We start from the raw sequence: 18,984 nt of genomic DNA on the forward strand, positions 1-18,984 counted from the left end.
TTATTTTTTCTCGGGAGTAAGAATTGAATTCCCCCCTTTAACTTCTCCCAATTCTCGTGGAGCAGTCTTTTGCGGAATTGTTTGTGAAGGTTGAGAGGCAGTGTCGAGTGTTCTTTTATCGGTAAGATCCCAGTCTTCTTTTATTTCCCAAAGTGCCTTAATGTTTATTTTTTTGTAGAAAATATAAGCGTCTTCGGCGAAAATACGGTTTTTGAAATCGGCTTCATCCCAATAACCGTTTCCGTTATTATCCACCAGAATTCTGACAAAATAATCGCCGGGTTTCAGAATGTTGAACTTCACTTCAGCAGCATCGGTAAATTTGCTGTACATGATTTTTTCGTCTGGACTCAGGAGTTGGAGCCAGAATTTTTGGGCCGGCTTATTGATAAGGTTAAGGGAGAGGCTGCCAAAATTTTCCACTTTATCCAACTCAAAATCGAAGCGGTAAGGTCTGGCCGTGCTCTCATAAAATGAAGAAACACTGCCTTTCGGTACGGTCAGCTGGTATTTTTTTCCGGCTTTGAAATCTGCATTCACCCAAATCTGATACGGATTTTCCGCAGAAATCCTGGCTGTAAAAGATTCGGTGGTTAAACTGTCGCTTTTCAGGATCCATTTCTCAGGTTCAATCTTATTAATGATGTAGTTGGAAACGAAACGGAAATCTTTAAAAGGCTCCAGCAAATTGCCGTCCTGATTGCTGATGGACATTTCGTTCTTCGTGTTGTAGCGGTAAAAAAGGGAAACGGTATCTTTTTTTCCGTCTGCATCGTAGCTGAATTTCAGGTTCTCATTGTTTTCCAGACCTACTTTCTGGTCTTTTGCATCAAACCAGATCCGTACAGAATCCGATTTCGGAGCATGGGTCACTTTATAGTCTTTCAGCTGATCATTGATCGAAAGCACCTTCAGATCCTGCGGATTCCCTTCAAAAGTCATGAGAATTCCGCCCGGAATTTCTTTCATTTCATTGTATTTCAGGGCTTTTTTGGAAGGATAGGTTTTAATATTGAGTCCGGAAATGGATTTTTCGAGCACAACGGTTTCTTTCTGGAAACCTATATTTTCTTTTCCGGGATCATACACCGAATTTTCGTTATCATCCACAAAGGCCAGAATGGTATAGCTTCCGGGAGAAAGATAATTGAGTTCATAATACCCGTCATCATCTACTTTGGTAATATAATACGGCTTTTGGCGGTAATCTGCCGAATCGCTTTGTTTATATAGTCCTACCACCATATTTTTTTTAGTGGTGTTTTCTTTTATTTTCAGGGCGTCCTTCACTTCGCCGCTGATGTAGAGGTCGTCGATCTTATCTCCTGTAGAAAATGCAAAATTAAAGTAAGGAACCGTATTTCCTTCATTCTGGTCTGCAATGGCGTTTCCGAAATTGAAATTATAAGTGGTATTGGCCTGAAGCGTATCTTCCCACTCGATCAGCACATATTTATTGGCCAGTCCTGCAGGTAAAATTTTTGTGATTTTTTTGATCGGAGGTGAAATGATGAGGTTCTTGGATACCTCTTTCAGCGTTACATATTCATTAAAATCGAGTCGTAATTGCCTGATGTTCTGCGGCACATTAATCCGCGTAGTATCGATATTTGAACCTAAGAGTTTTGGAGCCAGCGTATCTTTGTCGCCGCCGATTGGCGAGCCCACCCGCGCACAGGAAAGCAACAGAAGGTTGAGGACAAGGAGAAAAAAAAGCTTCTTCATGGCTGGATTTTGCACAAATTTAAATAATTATTCACCAAAAGCGCTATCCTCTTTCAAAGTACCGTTTGCAGGTCCGTCTTTGCCTTTGTCCATGACTTTATTGAATTTATCCGCTTCCGGCGGGAAGTTTTCGAAAACCCCGGAAAGGGAAAGTGCCGTATATACCCGCTGCGAATATTTATTTCCGATGGCAATGATGGTAACATTGGATTTCAGCAGATGCGCAAACACCGAATTTGTCCCGTGCCACCAACCGTTGTGATATGTAAGTTTTTCGCCGTTATCAAAAATTTTCATGCGGAAACCAAGCCCATAGTTGTTCACTCCCGGTCTCTCATTGCTGTGTGGACTGAAAACCATCTCCATCAATTCCGGTTTCAGGAAATGCTTGGCATAAAGCGCTTTCGAGAAATTCAGCAGGTCTCTTGGGGTCGTATACACGTTTTTGTCCCCATAAATAAGATCGAGTCGGTCCAGCGGATATTCCCGCGGTCCGCGCTGGTAAAAAGATTTCGCAGCGGTGAGGGTATCTTTTTCCTGAAAAATGTAGGTATTCTTCATTTTTAAAGGTCGGAAAACCATCTGCTGCATTGCTTCCGGAAATGGGGTTTTCGTCACTTTTTCAATGATTAAAGCCAGAAGTGCAAAGTTTGTATTACAGTACATAAAGCCGGTATCGGTATTGCGGGAGAGTTCCGGTTTGTAGCGGATGAGCATATTCATCACATCCTGGTTGCTCAGGAATTTTTTGCTAAGTTCCGAAGGCTTCGGATTAATCTTCTCGATAAAATATTCGTATTTCGGAAGACCGCTGCGCTGACTTAAAAGGGTGAAAACCGTTACATCGGGATATGGAAACTGCGGAAAAAATTTGGTAAGCGGGTCATCCAACTTCAGTTTGCCTGCTTCCACAAGTTTCATGGCGGCCATTGCGGTAAGGGTCTTGCTTACAGAAGCAACATGCAGCGGAGTGTTTTCAGTAATGGGGTTTTGATCGCCTTCCTGCGCAAAACCGCGGTAACTTTCATACAGAATTTCGTCGCCTTTGGCTACCAGAAAGCCCCCCCAAAGATCACCCTTTTCCCAGACGTTGGTATAATATCGGTCGAGAACCGCAACTACAGAGTCTTTATTTTCTAATTGGTTGTCTTTTCTTTTAAAAATATCATCCAGTTCAATATTGCCAAAATTCGGGAGGCCGGTTTTCTGTTCTTCGGTTTGGTTTTCCTCTTTTTTGCAGGAAAACAAACCTAAACAAACCACTAAGAGTACTAAAATCTGCTGCTTCATCTATCTTTTTGAAATTCAGACGGCAATTTATGAATTAATACAAAGTGAAATGGACAGCGATTATGATTTAAGAGAATTTTAACAAATTCAGACTGAATCCATATCGTGCAATTATGAAAAAGATGCTGCTATTTTATCCACAATGATCTGCGCGAGTTTTTCTTTGCTTTGGTGGGTCCAGCCCGCGATATGGGGAGTCACAATTGTTTTTTCGGAATTCAGGAGGTATTGGAGGTCTTCATTTTTTGTCTCCAGCTTTTCAAAAGAAGCTTTTTCATATTCGAGGACATCCAGGGCGGCACCTCTTATTTTGCCGGCTTTGATGGCTTCAACTAAAGCCTTCGTGTTTACGTTTTTTCCGCGGGCGGTATTGATGAAGTAAAAGTCTTTTTTCATTTCTGAAATAAAGGTTTCATCAACAATATAATGGGTTTCCGCCGTAAGCGGAATGTGAAGGCTCAGGATATCGGCTTCGGCTTTCAGATCTTCAAGAGTAACCTGCGTGGCAAATTCATCGGAAAGATTGGATTTGATGTCATGAAAGATAACTTTTACTCCAAACCCGCAAAGGCGTTTTGCAACAGCTTTTCCCATATTTCCGTAACCAATAATGCCAAATGTTTTTCCAAAAAGTTCGTCGCCGCGGTTTTCTTCACGCTTCCAGATGCCGTTTTTCACTTCGTTGGAGGCGATGAAAAGCCGATTCATTAAAATAAGCAGCATTCCGATAACATGTTCTGCCACAGAATCACGGTTGCCTTCGGGCGAATTGATCAGGGTGATACTTAACTCAGCAGCAGTTTCCACATCAATATTTTCCATTCCCGCGCCAACCCGCCCAATAAAGCGGAGGTTTTTCGCATGTTCCAGAAAGTTCCGGTCGAGCGGGATCCGGCTGCGGATGATGATGCCGTCGTAATTTCTGATTTTATTCAGGATCTCCTCATATGTTGAGATGAAATCTTCTTCCAGATGAAACCCTTTTGCAGAAAGCTGTTCTGTAATGAGGGGATGGTTTTTATCGAGCTGGAGAATTTTCATTTTTTTACGACTCCTGAAAAAGTTTTTTCAGTTCCACCGAATCGGCGGCCTTCATTCGTCCGGAAAGGATCAGGGAAAGTTCTTTTCTTCTTAAAGCCGCATCGAACCTTGATTTTTCTTCTTCGGTTTCCGGTTCCATCTTGGGAATCGGGATGGGGCGGTTGAATTCATCCACCGCTACAAAAGTGTAAATTCCTTCATTCGTGTGGATTTTTTTCTGGTTAATCGGGTCATCGAGCCATACATCCACATAAATTTCCATGGAGGTCGAAAAAGCGCGCGAAACCTTGGATTCCAGCACTACAATTCCGCCTTCCGGAATAGGATAATTGAAGGAAACATGGTTTACGGATGCCGTTACTACACGTCTTTCGCAATGTCTTGCAGCAGAGATTGAGGCACAGCGGTCCATTTTCGCGAGAAGTTCACCACCGAAGAGATTCCTTAGTGAATTGGTTTCGTTCGGAAGAACGATATTCGTCATTATTGTGAGCGATTCACTCGCTTTTTTGCTTTGCGCCATTTGCTTTTTGGGTATTTTCTGGTGGACTTTTTCGGAGTCCATTTTTTGAGAGGAACAACTGCTGCGGCAGTTTTAATTGAATCTGCCTTTAAAGAATCCGCCAAGGTTGGTTTTACTTTTGTCTGCGCAGAATCTTTTTTAATAATTTTCTTTTCCTTTGGAACTGCGGGGAAAGATTTTTTACCGAACAGCATTTCAGGCTGATAAATCCCTACATATACCATTCCCGAAACCGGGATTGCCAGAAGTAAGATCCATAACAACGCGCTGCTGAAGCGGTATTTTTTAGCAGGATTTTCCTCAGTTTTCACTTGTTGGATGCCCGGTTTTTTCCTTAAATCGTTCAGGTTGATTTCTTCCAGTCCGTAAAAATCAGAGTTTTCTGCTGCGATCCGGTTGCCGATAAACTGAACGGATTCTCCTGAAATTTTAAATTCTCCAAAATTTTCGATGGTGAAATTTTCTCCCTCATTGATTTTGTTTTTCCAGAAATCGGTCTGCTGTTTAAGCTCTGCAAGAGCAGATTCCACCGAAATGTTTTTTTGAACCGCCAAAAATCGGGCAAACTCATCATTCTGAATCTCATAATCGGCAAGAAAAGTAATTTTTTTGCCTGGCGGAAGCAGTGTTCTGCTTTCCTGGTTCAGCACGGCAGCAGCATTTTCAGCAGCAAAACTGCCGAAGCCTGAAAGCGTGGCTTTTCCGTTTTTGGTCAGATATTCAAGAAGGTAATTGGAAATGATCATTTGCCGCAAATTTATAATTTTTTACTGACTTTTATAAAGCCAGCGGTTTTTTAAAAAAATCAGCTCTAATTCTCCTTAATTTCCGGATTATTTGAACAGCACACTTACTCCAAACAGGAAATTAAAGCCTGCCTGCGAAAAATAATAGGGAGACTCATCATAAACATACCCGTTATTCACATATTTTTTATCGAAAACATTATTCACGAGAAGTTTAAAATCAACAACAGTTCTTTTTAGGTTTAAAGTGTATTTTGCATTGAAATCGGTCAGGAAATATTCCGGCAATTTTAAATTTTCATTCTTCGTATTATCCAGATATTGGCTTCCGACAAACTGATTCTGCAGACCGATACTGAAATTCTTCGCCGGAGCAAAACTGATGAGCGCATTCGCAATGATTTCCGGGGAGAAGGAAATTGGCGTGTTGCCGAGATTCTGCAGCCCCTGATTTTCGGTTCTGAAATCGGTATTTTCATTTTTACTTAAGGTCAGATTCCCCGAAAGATTCCATTTTTCCGAAAGTTTCGCCAATGCGCCCAATTCAAGTCCAAGACGGTAACTCTTCCCGGAATTCTCCCGGATAAATTCTCCGATATTGTTAATTTTTCCGTTTAAAACCAGCTGGTTGACATAATTCATGTAGTAACCGTTGGCGGTGAAAGAGAAATTTCCGAGTGTTTTTTCAATTCCGGCTTCGAAATCGTGCAGTTTTTCGGCCTGAGTTTCGGGGTTCGCAAAAAGATCATCGCGGTTCGGTTCGCGGTGAGCGTGCGCATAGGAGAGGAAAAGTTTCCCTGAATTTATTTTGTAGTTAAAACCCACTTTCGGATTGAAGAAAAGCCAGTTTTTATCGAGGTTCGCTCCTTCGCCGTCGCCCTGCATGAGGATTTCGGTATTATAACTGATGTTTCGGAGCTGCAAATCGCCAAAAAATTCAAATTTATTCACGGTGAAAATTGCTTTTGCAAAACCTGCGGTTTCATTTTTTACGGATTGGTTTCGGTAATATTCATGTTCCGAAATCTGCGGATAAAAAACGCCGGAAACATTTCCGAAATGTCTGCCGAAATAACGGTTGGCTACCAATCCGAAATTGAGATCCAGATTGTTTAATTTTCCGTAAAGTGTGGTCAAACCGCCGTAAAAATCATTGTTGAGCCATTTTTTCCGGATAAAGTCTGCATATTCATCAGTACCTTGATTCGGCAAGTTGTACTGCAAAAATTCGGCACCCTGCTTATAATTTTCGTAGTAACCTTTTCCTTTGGTATAGTGGAAAGTGGTTTCAAGATTCCAGTTGGCGCTTAAGTTCTGCTCCCACAATAGCTGATAGTGATTTTGCCGGTAATTATCGGTTTCGTTATCATAGAAATCAACAATATTTTCCCAGTTTTCATCATAAATAGCGCCGGAATAATTGAATTTCGGGTTGGTTTCCCAAGTGGCTTTGTCGATGCCGTTCCATGCCTGGTACGTTTTTTCCTTTCCGCCAAAAGCGATAATGCGGATTTTGGTTTTATTTTCCTCAAAAAGAGCAGTAAAATTATAGGAATCAAGATCTGCCGAAGCCCGGTCGATATATCCGTCAGAATGAATTTTCGTGTAACGGCCCATCACACTAAGGCGGTTGTTCCAGAATTTTCCGCTTCCTACTTCCGCAGAATATTTGTAGGTGTTGAAGGAACCCAGTGAATTATCAGATTTCAGATAAAATTTTTCATCGGGGTTTTTGGAAATCACGTTGACGCTGGCTCCAAAAGCGGAAACGCCGTTCGATGAAGTTCCGACGCCTCGCTGAATGACGATCTGTGAGGCAGAACTCGTTAAATCGGGAACATCTACAAAAAAAGTTCCCTGCGATTCAGCATCATTATGAGGAACACCGTTCATCATGACATTAATTCCATTCCCGCCTACTCCCCGAATCCGGAATCCGGTGTATCCAACGCCGTTTCCGGCATCGGAAGTGGAAATAACGGAAGTCCGGTTTTTCAGCAGAATTGGTAAATCCTGCCCCAGATTTTTAGTGCCTAAATCCTTTTCAACGTTGATGATTTCTTTTGAAACCGGCAGCCTTTTCGTGAAATTTACACTTTCAATTTCGCGAATTTTTGCGGTATCCTGAGGCAAATTCTGCGCACAGATGAGCGGACTTACGCAAAGTCCTAAAATAACAAATCCTTTCATTCTTTTAATTTTTAAGATTAATTGAATAAAAGGGGAACGAAAAAAAATTATACAATAAATCAGTCCGAAGACCGCTCCCTAAACAGCATTACCTGTTCCAGGTTCATTGGGTATAATCTCAGCTTTTCACAGCACCCCTTTAATTTCTGATGGCAAAAATACAAATTTTAAATCAATAACCTTTATTTTGGAGATCAATAAAGTAATAGTTTTTGCCGTCCTGGGTCACTTCAAAAAGGCGGGCGAGCTTCCATGCAAAATTTCTTTTGATATCTGAATAAATGAAAGGCACAATGACCCGGTTATTTACATCAATAATTCCGAATCGGTTGTCTCGGGATGCAATGATCATTGGATTTTTAAGGTCGTCGCCTTCCAGAATATGAAGATAATCATACTGCGGATAAATCTGATACTGACGGTAATCCGCAGCATTTACAAATTTGGAATCTTCAATGATTCCGTAATAATTTCCGAGGACAAAAGCATGAAAAAGCTGTGCCTTGAATTCCGGTTTGCATTTTCCCAAATCGCTGTCTTTGAACTGATAGACTCTTTTTCCGTTCTCATCGATTCTGAAATCTGTTCCGTTCAGCCGCACTGATGCGTATTTTTTGGATCCGAATTTCTGAACTTTCTCGTTCGGAGAATTCAGCAGGTTGCAGTCTTCCGCAAAGAACCCGACATTGCTGTATTCCGGTTTGATGACCATTTTTCCTTTCTGGTTTACAAAACCGAATTTTCCTTCAATCTTCTGTGGAATCAGCGCCGGAATAGAGTCGTTGATCTTCGCCAGGTCCGGATTGGTTTTAGGAGCAGTTGTTTTCTGCACGGGTTTTTTTACAGCAGCCGTTTTTCTTACCGTTGCTTTCTGTGCTGAAAACAGTAGGGTGAAACTTAAAAAGATAAAAATCAGGACATTCTTCATAACCGCCGGTTTGCAAAATTTCTGCCAAAATTAAGTTTTTTTCATTTAGTCAAAAACTCAGTCCGCGGTAGAAATAGATGCGCTTCATTATATTTATACTTATTCTAAATGATTTTAATCGGTAAGAAACCTAAAAAATTCGTATTTTTGAACTTCTAAATTTTGAATTAAAAACGAACAGATATGACTTTCGACATCGACATGATCAAAAAAGTGTATGAGCGTTATCCTGAAAGAGTTGCAGCAGCAAGAGCAGCCGTGGGAAAACCATTGACACTTTCAGAAAAAATTCTTTATACCCACCTTTGGGAAGGCAATGCCACACAATCTTACGAAAGAGGAAATTCTTATGTAGATTTTGCTCCGGATCGTGTAGCGATGCAGGATGCAACAGCGCAAATGGCACTTCTGCAGTTTATGCAGGCCGGAAAATCTAAGGTTGCGGTTCCTTCAACTGCTCATGCCGATCACCTGATTCAGGCGAGAGTTGGAGCTGAGGCAGATTTACAGGAAGGAATCAATAAAAATTCAGAAGTTTTCAATTTTTTAAGTTCAGTTTGCGATAAATACGGAATCGGTTTCTGGAAACCAGGCGCAGGAATCATTCATCAGGTAGTTTTGGAAAATTATGCTTTTCCAGGCGGAATGATGATTGGAACTGACTCTCACACGGTAAATGCAGGAGGTTTAGGAATGGTCGCCATCGGAGTTGGTGGTGCAGATGCGGTAGATGTAATGGCCGGAATGGCGTGGGAACTTAAAATGCCGAAATTAATCGGTGTAAAATTAACCGGAAAACTGAATGGATGGACGTCTGCAAAAGATGTTATTCTTAAAGTTGCCGGAATCCTGACCGTAAAAGGCGGAACCGGATGTATTGTTGAATATTTCGGAGAAGGGGCAAAAAATCTTTCTGCAACAGGAAAAGGAACTATTTCCAATATGGGTGCTGAAATCGGGGCAACAACTTCGACCTTCGGATATGATGATTCCATGAGAAGATATTTAGCGGCAACCGGAAGACAGGATGTTGTGGAAGCTGCCGATAAAATAGCTGAACATTTAACAGGTGACCATGAAGTTTATGAAAATCCTGAAATGTATTTCGATCAGGTAATTGAAATCAATCTTGACGAACTGGCGCCGCATTTGAACGGACCTTTTACTCCCGATTTGGCGACTCCGGTTTCTGAATTCAGAGCAAAAGCTGAAGCGAACGGATGGCCGCTTGACGTGGAATGGGCTTTAATCGGTTCGTGTACGAATTCTTCTTACGAAGATTTGTCCAGAGCTGCTTCTATTGTTGAAGATGCAGTGGCAAAAGGCGTGAAGCCAAAAGCGATATTAGGAATCAATCCAGGCTCTGAGCAGGTGAAATTTACCGCAGAAAGAGATGGATTCATGGATTCCTTCAGGAAATTTGAATCTGCAAGAATCTTTACAAATGCCTGCGGACCTTGTATAGGACAGTGGGACAGAGAAGGTGCTGAAAAAGGAGAAAAAAACTCCATCATTCACTCTTTCAACAGAAATTTTGCAAAAAGAGCCGACGGAAACCCAAATACACACGCTTTTGTAGCGTCTCCGGAAATGGTGGCCGCAGTAGCAATCTCAGGAAGACTTGATTTTAATCCGATCACCGATACATTAACCAATCAAAACGGGGAACAGATCAGACTGAACGAACCGAAAGGTTTTGAACTTCCTGAAAAAGGTTTTGCGGTGGATGATAACGGTTATCAGGCACCTTCAGCAGACGGTTCTCATGTTCAGGTTGCGGTGAGCCCGACTTCGGACAGACTCCAGTTACTCGAGCCTTTCCAGCCTTGGGACGAACAAAATATTACCGGAGCAAGAGTTTTGATCAAAGCGTTCGGAAAATGTACGACCGACCATATTTCAATGGCAGGTCCGTGGCTGAAATACAGAGGTCATTTGGATAATATCTCAAACAACATGCTGATCGGCGCCATAAACGCTTACAACATGGAAACCAATAAAGTGAAAAATACACTGACCGGTGAATACAGCGAAGTTCCGAAAGTGGCGAGAGCTTATAAAGCAGCCGGAATTCCTACGATCGTAGTTGGAGACCAGAATTACGGTGAAGGTTCTTCACGAGAACATGCCGCCATGGAACCGAGACATCTTGGTGTGAAGGCTGTTCTCGTAAAATCTTTCGCAAGGATTCACGAGACCAATCTTAAAAAACAGGGAATGTTGGGTCTGACTTTCCAGAACGAAGCAGATTACGACAAGTTCAGAGAAGATGATACGGTGAATTTCCTTGATTTGGATCAGTTTGCCCCGGGAAAACCACTGACTTTGGAATTGGTTCACTCCGACGGTACAAAAGAACTTATTTTGGTAAACCACACGTATAACACGCAGCAAATTGAATGGTTTAAAGCAGGTTCAGCCTTAAATCTGATTGCAGCTGAAGCGGCAAGAAACGCATAACACTGTGAAATTTCAAAAAACCGTTCAGGAAACTGAACGGTTTTTTTATGATCAGTAACGAAAATAATTTTTTACCGTCTTATTAAATCCCTGCATTTGTAAATTAAAAAAACATTATGAAAAGAGCACTTTCAGTCATCTCAATTTTTGCATTTCTCCATAGCAATGCACAGCAGAAACCCACTCCGGATAAAGAAACAAAAATAGAGGCAGTTACCATTACCAAAGTAAAAAAGGCGGTTGAACAGAAGGCAGACAGAACTATTTTTGATTTTTCCGAACAGCCGAATTTGAATTCCGGCAGTGTAATGGAAGGTATTAAAAAACTTCCCGGTCTGATTGTTTCCGATGTTGCAGGAATGCTGTATCAGGGAAAAATGCTGGACGTGTATTTGGATGGAAGGCCGCTGAATATTTCCAGCAATGAACTCAATGCTTTTTTGGAAGGGATGCCCGCAAATTCTGTAGAACGCGTGGAAGTAATTACGCAACCCGGTGCAGAATTTCCTGCAACATCAGGCGGCGCAATTATTAATATCATCACGAGTAAGACCGCAAAAAATTATTTAACTGCAACCTATTCCGGGAATTACAATTTTACAAAATATGATAAATGGAGGCACCGCACCAATAATTCGGTGAGTTTGAATGCCAGAAATAAATTATTTGGATGGCAGCTCAATTTTGGACAGAATTATCGCGAAAGCATGTTAAATGCCACACAGGATGACCTTGCTGAAAGCAATGCTGACCGGATTATTCGTGGATATTTTGCAAAAAGCGCGTTCACTTTTGAATTGGGACAGGACCGGCTCTTGTTGAATTATGATATTTACCATAATAATAACGATATCACGACCTTCAGTTCGGGTACCTTTTTGAACAATAGTTATCAATCCACAGATCTTACGAGCACCTTGAGCAACCGTCATGAAGCGGTGGCCACCTATCAAAAAAGATTTGCGGATAAATCCCAGAAACTCGATTTTAAATTTTCCTATTCAAATTCAAATTCCGGTTTCACCCAAAATAATTTGGACGCCAACCGTACCGTCTTAGATAATTCATCGGATATGGATGTGTATAATTTTAAAGTGGATTATTCGCAGCCTCTGAATATTTTGAACGAAGGAAAAGTAGCTTTTGGTGGAATGTTCGACCGGCAGAACTTTGATACAAAAGCACAGGATATTACCAACCTGGATTATCAACGCCAGAATGTAGCGACGTATTTAGAATTTCAGACCAAATATAAAAAATTCGATTTCATTCTTGGAACGCGGGCTGAAGATTATGATATCAGCGGTATCACCTATAATCAGCAGGAAAACCGCTATGAAGAACTTACCCCGTTTAAAAAATTCAAGTTTTTCCCGAACGCCAGTATGCAGTACAATTTGGTTCCTCAGGTGTATTTTTCCCTGAATTATAACAAAAAAATTACATTACCCAGCATTTCTGTCCTGAATCCCAACAACAACACCTACCAGAATCCCAACTCATCCATCACCGGAAATCCCGAAGTGCGGCCAACTATTTTCGATAATTACGAGGCAAAAATAAGTGCGTTTGATTATGCGTTTGTCGGATACAATGTGAGCGTAGCGAAAGATCAGGTCGTGCAGAAAATCACCAGAAGTGGTGATGTGATTTCTACTTCGCAGGTAAATGTTTCTGAAATGAAGATTCACAACTTCAATATTGGTTTGCCAATACCTTACATGATTTTTAATACGAGCATCAAAGAGATGTTGAAGTTTGACTTCAACCCCGATAAAATCAATTACCTTTATGTTTATGCAGGATATCAGATTCATCAGCTTCCCGATATTGAGACCAATGGATTCTGGATTTTCAGTCTGAATTCTCAGATCATTCTTCCTAAGGAAATTAAGTTTGTAGCCAACTTTAATTACCTCACTCCCAAAGCAAGTTATTTTTATCTGGTGGCCGATAAACCTTTTAACAATTCGCTGAACCTTAATTTTTCAAAAAAATTCATGAAAGATAAGCTGACGGTTTCACTTTATGCAGATGATATTCTGAATTCCCAGAAAATGGCCGTGCATTCGGTGGTACAGCAGCCCTTCGTTTATCTTTCAAGCAAAAACGATTCCCGCAGATTCGGGATTTCCATCAACTATAAAATTCCGACAAAAAATAACTTAGCGAAGGAAGATCCCAATCTTTTGAATAAGGATAAAAAAGAAGAGTCAGCAGGGGAGATTACCCCTCCTTAATAGTAAGAAGGAAGCTTCGGCTGTAAGTTTTGCGGAGTAAATCAGTTTTCGCATGCTTCCCACACCGGATCATTTTCCGGAACCGGTGCTACAAGTTCTATTTTAAGGTCGGTTACTTGATAAAATAAATTCCAGTTTACAGGCATGCAGAGATTCCTACGGAATGACAGATGCCTTCAGAAGTCATTGCCCAACTTCAGAAATCATTGCGCAAGGGTTGGAATTGATTCCGTAACCTTTAGAAATGGTCCGGCAACAGTGAGAAATGGTCCGGCAACAGTAAGAAATGGTTCGGCAACCTCAGGAAATGGTTCGGCAACAGTAAGAAATGGTCCGGCAACGTGCAGAAATGGTCCGGCAACCTTTAGAAATGGTCCGGCAACATTGCCCGTCCATTTCTACAATCGATTATTCATCATTCTTGTCGATTGCTTATTATATTTATACTTAAATACAATTAATAATGTGAAATCCTAAAAATTTAATCCCGAAGCGCGGGAAATTTTTGTGTTTTTATCGAACAGAATCACCGTATTATTCTTCACACGCTTTCCACACGGGATCATCCTGAGGAACCGGTGCTACAATTTCCGTTTTCTCGTTGGTTACAGGATGAATGAATTCCAGTTTTCGGGCGTGAAGGTGAATTCCGCCATTGGGATTAGAGCGCGCGGCGCCGTATTTCAAATCTCCTTTTATCGGAACGCCGATTTTGGACAGCTGCGCCCGGATCTGGTGATGACGCCCCGTTTCCAGATCGATTTCCAGAAGATGAAAATTATCAAGGGTTTTGATGAGCTGATAGTTCAGGATAGATTCCTTTGCGCCTTCGGTGACTTTTATAAAAACCGTGGCTTTGTTTGTTTTTTCATTTTTCTGAAGATAATGAACCAGCCTTCCGCTGTGTGGAATCATCTCTTTGGCCACTACCGCCCAGTACGTTTTTTTGATCTCACGGTTTTTCACCATCTGAGTCAGACGCGAAAGTGCTTTCGAGGTTTTGGCGTAAATCACAAGCCCTGAAGTAGGTCTGTCGATACGGTGAACGAGGCCGAGAAAAACATTTCCGGGCTTATGGTCTCTTTTTTTGATGAAATCTTTGAGCAGATCCAGTAAAGAAGCATCACCAGTCTTGTCGCCCTGAACGAGTTGTCCTGTTTTTTTATTGATCACAAGAAGATGGTTGTCTTCAAAAACAATTTGATCCTGCATGAATTAATTTCTGACCTGTCGCGGTCTGTTGAAGATGGAAAGGATCACGCCGCCAAAAAGGCCTGCGGTTTTCAGGAAACCTAAATTCAAGCTCTCCGGAAGCAATGCTCCCACCACACAGAATGCGGCAGCAAGATACATTGGGTACTGCATTTTAGGGTTGGCTAAAGCCGGTGCCTGAAAAAAGAAACTGGCTCCGATCAGGATATAAAATACCCGCTGATAAAGAAGGTTATTAATCTCCGGAGAGAAAAGGTTAAACCAGCCTACGACAAGGCAGACCAGCGCGGCAATGGATAAAATACCCTGTATGGATTGTGTGTTTTTCATCAGTAACTTTCGTTTTGGTTAGGGAAATCGGCATTTTTTACATCTTTTACATACTGCGACACGGCTCCCGTAATTTCCGTATAAAGGTCGAGATATCTTCTTAAAAATTTCGGGGAAAAACCTTTGTTCATTCCCACCATATCGTGGTAAACAAGAACCTGCCCGTCACAGTCGGGCCCGGCGCCGATTCCGATGGTTGGGATTGAAATGCTTTCAGAAACTTTTTTCGCCAAATCAGCAGGAATTTTCTCCAGAACCAGCGCAAAACACCCCAGTTCTTCAAGAAGTTTGGCATCGCTCATTAATTTTTCAGCTTCCGCATCTTCTTTGGCTCTCACTTTATAGGTTCCGAACTGATAAATGGACTGTGGGGTGAGCCCCAAATGTCCCATTACCGGAATTCCGGCGTTCACAATTTTGCGGATCGATTTTTCAATCTCGATACCACCTTCAATTTTAATGGCATGAGCGCCGCCTTCTTTCATCATCCGGACTGCAGACTCCAACGCTTTTTCAGAGTTGCTCTGGTACGTTCCGAACGGAAGATCTGCTACGATCAAAGCCCTTTCAACACCGCGCACCACACATTGTGTGTGATAAATCATCTGATCCAGTGTAATCGGAAGTGTTGTGTCGAAACCAGCCATCACATTCGCTGCGGAATCGCCGATCAGAATGGAATCTACGCCGCCTGCATCCACCATTTTTGCAGTTGTAAAATCATATGCGGTAAGCATCGTGATTTTTACTTTGTCGAATTTCATTTTCCGCAAAGTTTCGGTGGTGATTTTTTTGAGTTCGGTATGAACAGACATATTTTTTCCTTTTAAGCGGGTAAAGTTATGAAGAATAATTAGAAATGGGCGATAAAGATCAAAACGCAGCTGCTGCGTAAATTCCCCAATGTTTTAATGGCTAATTTCTGCTGAAATGCAGAAGGATTTCAAGTTTTTACACTTAAAAATGAATTGAATCTACAGAAAAAAATACATTTAAGATTCTTAGATAATCACGTGTCCCAATTTAATAAGGCGGTCGTGGTTCAGGATTTTAATGTTCCTGCCTTCCACTTCAATAAGCCCATCCTGCTTGAATTCAGAAATGAGTCGGATTGCGCTTTCGGTAGCGGTTCCAATAATGTTGGCGATCTCTTCGCGGGTCAGCGAAATTTTTATGAAACCTTCTGGATCTGTGCCGAGTTTCTGTTCGAGCAGAAGTAAAATTTCGGCAAGTCGTTCCCGAACTGTTTTTTGGGCCAGAAAGGTAACGGTATTCGAGGATTCGCCCAGTTCAAAAGCGATTTTCTGCAGCATGGCGAAGGAAAGTTTCGGATCTACTTCCAGCAAATGAAGAAAGATTTCAGATGGCAGAAACGTGGCTTCCACATCATTCATGGCTTCGGCTTTTGCCTGGAAGTTTTCGCCACAGAGCAGCGAGCGGTAACCGATGAGGTCGCCTTCCTTTATAAACCTCAGGATCTGTTCTTTACCGTAAACCCCCTGTTTTGAAAGCTTTGCGGTGCCCTTTCTGAGGAAAAAAACACCTTTCGGAACTTCCCCGTCTTCAAAAATGGTATCACCTTTGTGAAATTTCAGGATGTGTTTTGCGGAAAGATATTTGTTAAAATCTTCCGGAGACAGCATTTCTCTGAAGGATTCTTCGTTAAAAGCACGATGCAGATTTTCTTCGATGAGGGTTTGTTTTTCGAAAGACATTTTATGACATTTATCAGCAAAAATAGAGATTTTAAACCCCCGGCACAAATTTATTTATCATAATTTTGCAGGACAAATACCCGAAAAGTTGTCAGAAAACTGTTTTCATTGCGGTCAGATTATTGATAAAGAAAGGATTCTTTTTGAGGAAAAAATCTTTTGCTGCACAGGCTGTAAATCGGTTTTCGAAATCCTGAACAGCCACGATCTCGGAAATTTTTACGAACTCAACAAAAATTCCGGAATCCGGCCAAACCACGAGAACACATCTCAGTTTGATTATCTTGATACGCCTGAAATTTTCACCAAAGTCACCGATTTCTCCGAAGGGAATACCACGCTGGTCACTTTTAAAATCCCGGTCATTCACTGTTCATCGTGTATTTGGCTTTTAGAGAGTCTTCATACGCTGCATAAAAGCATCCACTATTCTCAGGTGAATTTTACGCGGAAAACAGTGCAGATTTCGTTCACCCATGAAGAACTGAAACTCAGCGATCTGGCGAAATTCCTGACCAATTTAGGTTACAAACCCGTCATTAATCTCGAAACTGCTGAAAAAAAGGAGGATTTTTTAGACAAAACCCTGCTCATTAAACTGGCAATTGCTGGTTTTGCCTTCGGAAACGGAATGTTTTTTTCTTATCCCGAGTACACCAATGATGTATTGGGAACCAATGATTATTACTGGGATCATTACAAACATCTTTTCCGGTTTATCATGTTTCTGCTTGCCACTCCGGTAGTTTTTTATTCTGCGTCCGACTATTTCAGGTCCGCCTGGTTCGGGCTGAAAAATAAGATTGTAAATATTGATGTCCCGATTGTCCTTGGGATTCTGGTGCTTTACGGCCGAAGCATTTATGAAGTAGTCACTGATTACGGCGCAGGATACTTCGATACGCTTTGCGGACTGCTTTTCTTCATGCTGATGGGGAAAGTGTTCCAGAAAAGGACGTACAGCGCCCTTTCATACGACCGGGATTACAAATCTTTCTACCCGATAGCGGTAACTAAAGTCGATTTCGATGGAAAACAGGAAAACATTGTCCTGTCGGATTTAAAAATCGGAGACCGGATTATGGTAAGAAACCAGGAAATTATCCCTGTTGATGCCATTTTGATAAAAGGGGAAGGAAATATCGACAACAGTTTTATTACAGGCGAAAGCGCTTCGATCCCGAAAAAAGCAGGAGACAAAATTTTCGCTGGCGGAAAGCAGCTCGGTTCGGCGCTGGAACTTGAAGTGATTAAAACGGTCAATCAGAGTTATCTGACCCAGCTTTGGAACAAAGAGGCCTTCAGGAAATACGATACGGGACTGGATACTTTAACCAACGAAATTTCAAAATATTTCACTTTCATTATTTTAGGAATCACGCTGATTGCCGGACTTTACTGGGGAAGGACTGATTCCGAAAAAATGTTCCAGGTGATCTCAGCGATTCTGATTATTGCCTGTCCGTGTGCACTGGCGCTTTCTGCACCGTTCACTTTCGGGCATGTAATGCGGATTCTGGGTCGGAACAAATTTTATGTAAAGGATACTTTAACCATTGAGAAAATTTCAAAAAGTGAAGTCCTTGTCTTTGATAAAACCGGTACGATCACACATCATAAAAAATCAGATATCCGGTATGAAGGCGCAGAAATTGATGATTTTGACCTGGAAAACCTGAAAAGTCTGTTTAAAAACTCCAATCATCCGCTTTCCAAATCGCTCTACGAGTTTTCGGAAACGGAAGATGGATATTTCCCGGCTGAAGATTTCCGGGAAATTCCCGGGAAAGGTTATGAAGCCAAAGTGAGGGGTAATTTATACCGGATCGGGTCTGCTAAGCTGGTTGGTCAGAAATCCCAAAATTTGGAAACCGCTGTTTACATCAGCAAAAATGATGAGTTTTTAGGCAAGTATATCTTTAAAAATGAATACCGGGAGGGGCTTAAACCGTTATTTAAAAGTCTCGCGCACTATAAAATCCATATTCTGAGCGGTGACAATGCTTCTGAAGAACAGTCGCTGAAGGACTTAATCCCAGAACTCGAAGGAATGGCTTTCAATCAAAGTCCGGAGGATAAACTGAACTATATTAAAAAACTGCAGGACCAAAACCAAAGAGTAGCAATGCTGGGCGACGGACTGAACGACGCCGGCGCGTTAAAACAAAGCAATGTTGGAATCGCCATTGCCGATGATACGAATTCCTTCACGCCGTCATCAGATGTAATTATGGCGGGAGAAAAACTCAGCGATCTTGAAAAATACCTGAAGTTTTGCAAAGATGCGATGACAATTGTTAAAATTACATTCGGGATCAGTTTTCTCTACAACATCGTGGGACTTTCTTTTGCTGTAACAGGACATCTTTCGCCTCTTTTTGCGGCGATCATCATGCCGATGAGTTCTGTGACGGTGGTCGCATTTACCTCGATTGCGACGTGGTGGAGGAGTACAAAGTATTTTAAATTGATATGAGCGCGCATCCGGGAAAAATATTTTCAAAAAATGCATTTGGTGATTACGATTTTACAAAGCTTTAAAAAACACGCTGTTATCCCTCTGAAAGGGCATTATTTAGAAATA

General features: G+C 41.6%; 14 protein-coding genes and 1 riboswitch. Of the genes, 3 read left to right on the top strand and 11 right to left on the bottom strand.

What is annotated here, in order from left to right:
* From FUA25_RS09630 to FUA25_RS09660, 7 genes are all read right to left on the bottom strand, one after another.
* On the bottom strand, positions 1-1,725 hold the full coding sequence (locus FUA25_RS09630; protein WP_147756697.1) for an Ig-like domain-containing domain: 1,725 nt from the start codon (positions 1,723-1,725) through the stop codon (positions 1-3).
* Between the two features lie 27 nt (positions 1,726-1,752).
* Positions 1,753-3,015, bottom strand: a complete 1,263-nt coding sequence (locus tag FUA25_RS09635; protein WP_147756698.1) for a serine hydrolase domain-containing protein — start codon at positions 3,013-3,015, stop codon at positions 1,753-1,755.
* Between the two features lie 111 nt (positions 3,016-3,126).
* Positions 3,127-4,056 (bottom strand): 2-hydroxyacid dehydrogenase, encoded by a 930-nt coding sequence (locus tag FUA25_RS09640; protein WP_147756699.1) that lies wholly within the window; start codon positions 4,054-4,056, stop codon positions 3,127-3,129.
* Positions 4,057-4,060: 4 nt separating this feature from the next.
* Complete coding sequence (locus FUA25_RS09645) at positions 4,061-4,579, bottom strand: acyl-CoA thioesterase (protein WP_147756963.1); 519 nt, start codon at positions 4,577-4,579, stop codon at positions 4,061-4,063.
* Positions 4,540-5,325, bottom strand: a complete 786-nt coding sequence (locus tag FUA25_RS09650) for a hypothetical protein (RefSeq protein ID WP_147756700.1) — start codon at positions 5,323-5,325, stop codon at positions 4,540-4,542. The genes FUA25_RS09645 and FUA25_RS09650 overlap by 40 nt, the downstream gene beginning before the upstream one ends.
* Positions 5,326-5,412: 87 nt before the next feature.
* Entirely contained in the window at positions 5,413-7,515 is a 2,103-nt protein-coding gene (locus FUA25_RS09655) for a TonB-dependent receptor (protein ID WP_147756701.1), read from the bottom strand.
* A gap of 58 nt (positions 7,516-7,573) precedes the next feature.
* Positions 7,574-7,664: riboswitch (TPP riboswitch) on the bottom strand.
* A gap of 23 nt (positions 7,665-7,687) precedes the next feature.
* Complete coding sequence (locus FUA25_RS09660) at positions 7,688-8,443, bottom strand: WG repeat-containing protein (RefSeq protein WP_147756702.1); 756 nt, start codon at positions 8,441-8,443, stop codon at positions 7,688-7,690.
* 183 nt (positions 8,444-8,626) lie between these two features.
* On the opposite strand from FUA25_RS09660, the gene FUA25_RS09665 reads away from it, so the two are divergent.
* Together FUA25_RS09665 and FUA25_RS09670 are read left to right on the top strand one after the other, a co-directional pair.
* Complete coding sequence (locus tag FUA25_RS09665; RefSeq protein ID WP_147756703.1) at positions 8,627-10,903, top strand: aconitate hydratase; 2,277 nt, start codon at positions 8,627-8,629, stop codon at positions 10,901-10,903.
* Between the two features lie 116 nt (positions 10,904-11,019).
* The gene (locus FUA25_RS09670) at positions 11,020-13,143 is read left to right on the top strand and encodes an outer membrane beta-barrel protein (protein ID WP_147756704.1); all 2,124 of its coding nucleotides are present in this window, start codon (positions 11,020-11,022) and stop codon (positions 13,141-13,143) included.
* A 534-nt stretch (positions 13,144-13,677) separates the two neighbouring features.
* Here the strand turns inward: FUA25_RS09670 and FUA25_RS09680 are convergent.
* The 4 genes from FUA25_RS09680 to FUA25_RS09695 form a co-directional block, all read right to left on the bottom strand.
* Positions 13,678-14,355 (bottom strand): RluA family pseudouridine synthase, encoded by a 678-nt coding sequence (locus FUA25_RS09680; RefSeq protein WP_147756706.1) that lies wholly within the window; start codon positions 14,353-14,355, stop codon positions 13,678-13,680.
* 3 nt (positions 14,356-14,358) lie between these two features.
* Positions 14,359-14,685 carry a hypothetical protein gene (locus FUA25_RS09685; protein ID WP_147756707.1) on the bottom strand — a complete coding sequence of 109 codons (327 nt, stop codon included), beginning with the start codon at positions 14,683-14,685 and terminating at the stop codon, positions 14,359-14,361.
* Entirely contained in the window at positions 14,685-15,500 is an 816-nt protein-coding gene (gene panB, locus FUA25_RS09690; protein WP_147756708.1) for a 3-methyl-2-oxobutanoate hydroxymethyltransferase, read from the bottom strand. Before panB ends, FUA25_RS09685 begins: the two co-directional genes overlap by 1 nt.
* Before the next feature lie 186 nt (positions 15,501-15,686).
* Positions 15,687-16,400, bottom strand: coding sequence for a Crp/Fnr family transcriptional regulator (locus tag FUA25_RS09695; RefSeq protein WP_147756709.1), 714 nt, complete (start codon positions 16,398-16,400; stop codon positions 15,687-15,689).
* A gap of 88 nt (positions 16,401-16,488) precedes the next feature.
* Here FUA25_RS09695 and FUA25_RS09700 point away from each other — a divergent pair, with 88 nt between their 5' ends.
* Entirely contained in the window at positions 16,489-18,876 is a 2,388-nt protein-coding gene (locus tag FUA25_RS09700) for a heavy metal translocating P-type ATPase (RefSeq protein ID WP_147756710.1), read from the top strand.
* The last annotated feature ends 108 nt before the right edge of the window (positions 18,877-18,984 follow it).

This window comes from Chryseobacterium sp., from assembly GCF_008014695.1.
Taxonomy (GTDB): domain Bacteria; phylum Bacteroidota; class Bacteroidia; order Flavobacteriales; family Weeksellaceae; genus Kaistella.

Bases quoted from the DNA above. Each gene is read 5' to 3' on its own strand.
- FUA25_RS09630 (WP_147756697.1), bottom strand. From the start codon at position 1,725: ATGAAGAAGCTTTTTTTTCTCCTTGTCCTCAACCTTCTGTTGCTTTCC.
- FUA25_RS09635 (WP_147756698.1), bottom strand. From the start codon at position 3,015: ATGAAGCAGCAGATTTTAGTACTCTTAGTGGTTTGTTTAGGTTTGTTT.
- FUA25_RS09640 (WP_147756699.1), bottom strand. From the start codon at position 4,056: ATGAAAATTCTCCAGCTCGATAAAAACCATCCCCTCATTACAGAACAG.
- FUA25_RS09645 (WP_147756963.1), bottom strand. From the start codon at position 4,579: ATGGCGCAAAGCAAAAAAGCGAGTGAATCGCTCACAATAATGACGAAT.
- FUA25_RS09650 (WP_147756700.1), bottom strand. From the start codon at position 5,325: ATGATCATTTCCAATTACCTTCTTGAATATCTGACCAAAAACGGAAAA.
- FUA25_RS09655 (WP_147756701.1), bottom strand. From the start codon at position 7,515: ATGAAAGGATTTGTTATTTTAGGACTTTGCGTAAGTCCGCTCATCTGT.
- FUA25_RS09660 (WP_147756702.1), bottom strand. From the start codon at position 8,443: ATGAAGAATGTCCTGATTTTTATCTTTTTAAGTTTCACCCTACTGTTT.
- FUA25_RS09665 (WP_147756703.1), top strand. From the start codon at position 8,627: ATGACTTTCGACATCGACATGATCAAAAAAGTGTATGAGCGTTATCCT.
- FUA25_RS09670 (WP_147756704.1), top strand. From the start codon at position 11,020: ATGAAAAGAGCACTTTCAGTCATCTCAATTTTTGCATTTCTCCATAGC.
- FUA25_RS09680 (WP_147756706.1), bottom strand. From the start codon at position 14,355: ATGCAGGATCAAATTGTTTTTGAAGACAACCATCTTCTTGTGATCAAT.
- FUA25_RS09685 (WP_147756707.1), bottom strand. From the start codon at position 14,685: ATGAAAAACACACAATCCATACAGGGTATTTTATCCATTGCCGCGCTG.
- panB (WP_147756708.1), bottom strand. From the start codon at position 15,500: ATGTCTGTTCATACCGAACTCAAAAAAATCACCACCGAAACTTTGCGG.
- FUA25_RS09695 (WP_147756709.1), bottom strand. From the start codon at position 16,400: ATGTCTTTCGAAAAACAAACCCTCATCGAAGAAAATCTGCATCGTGCT.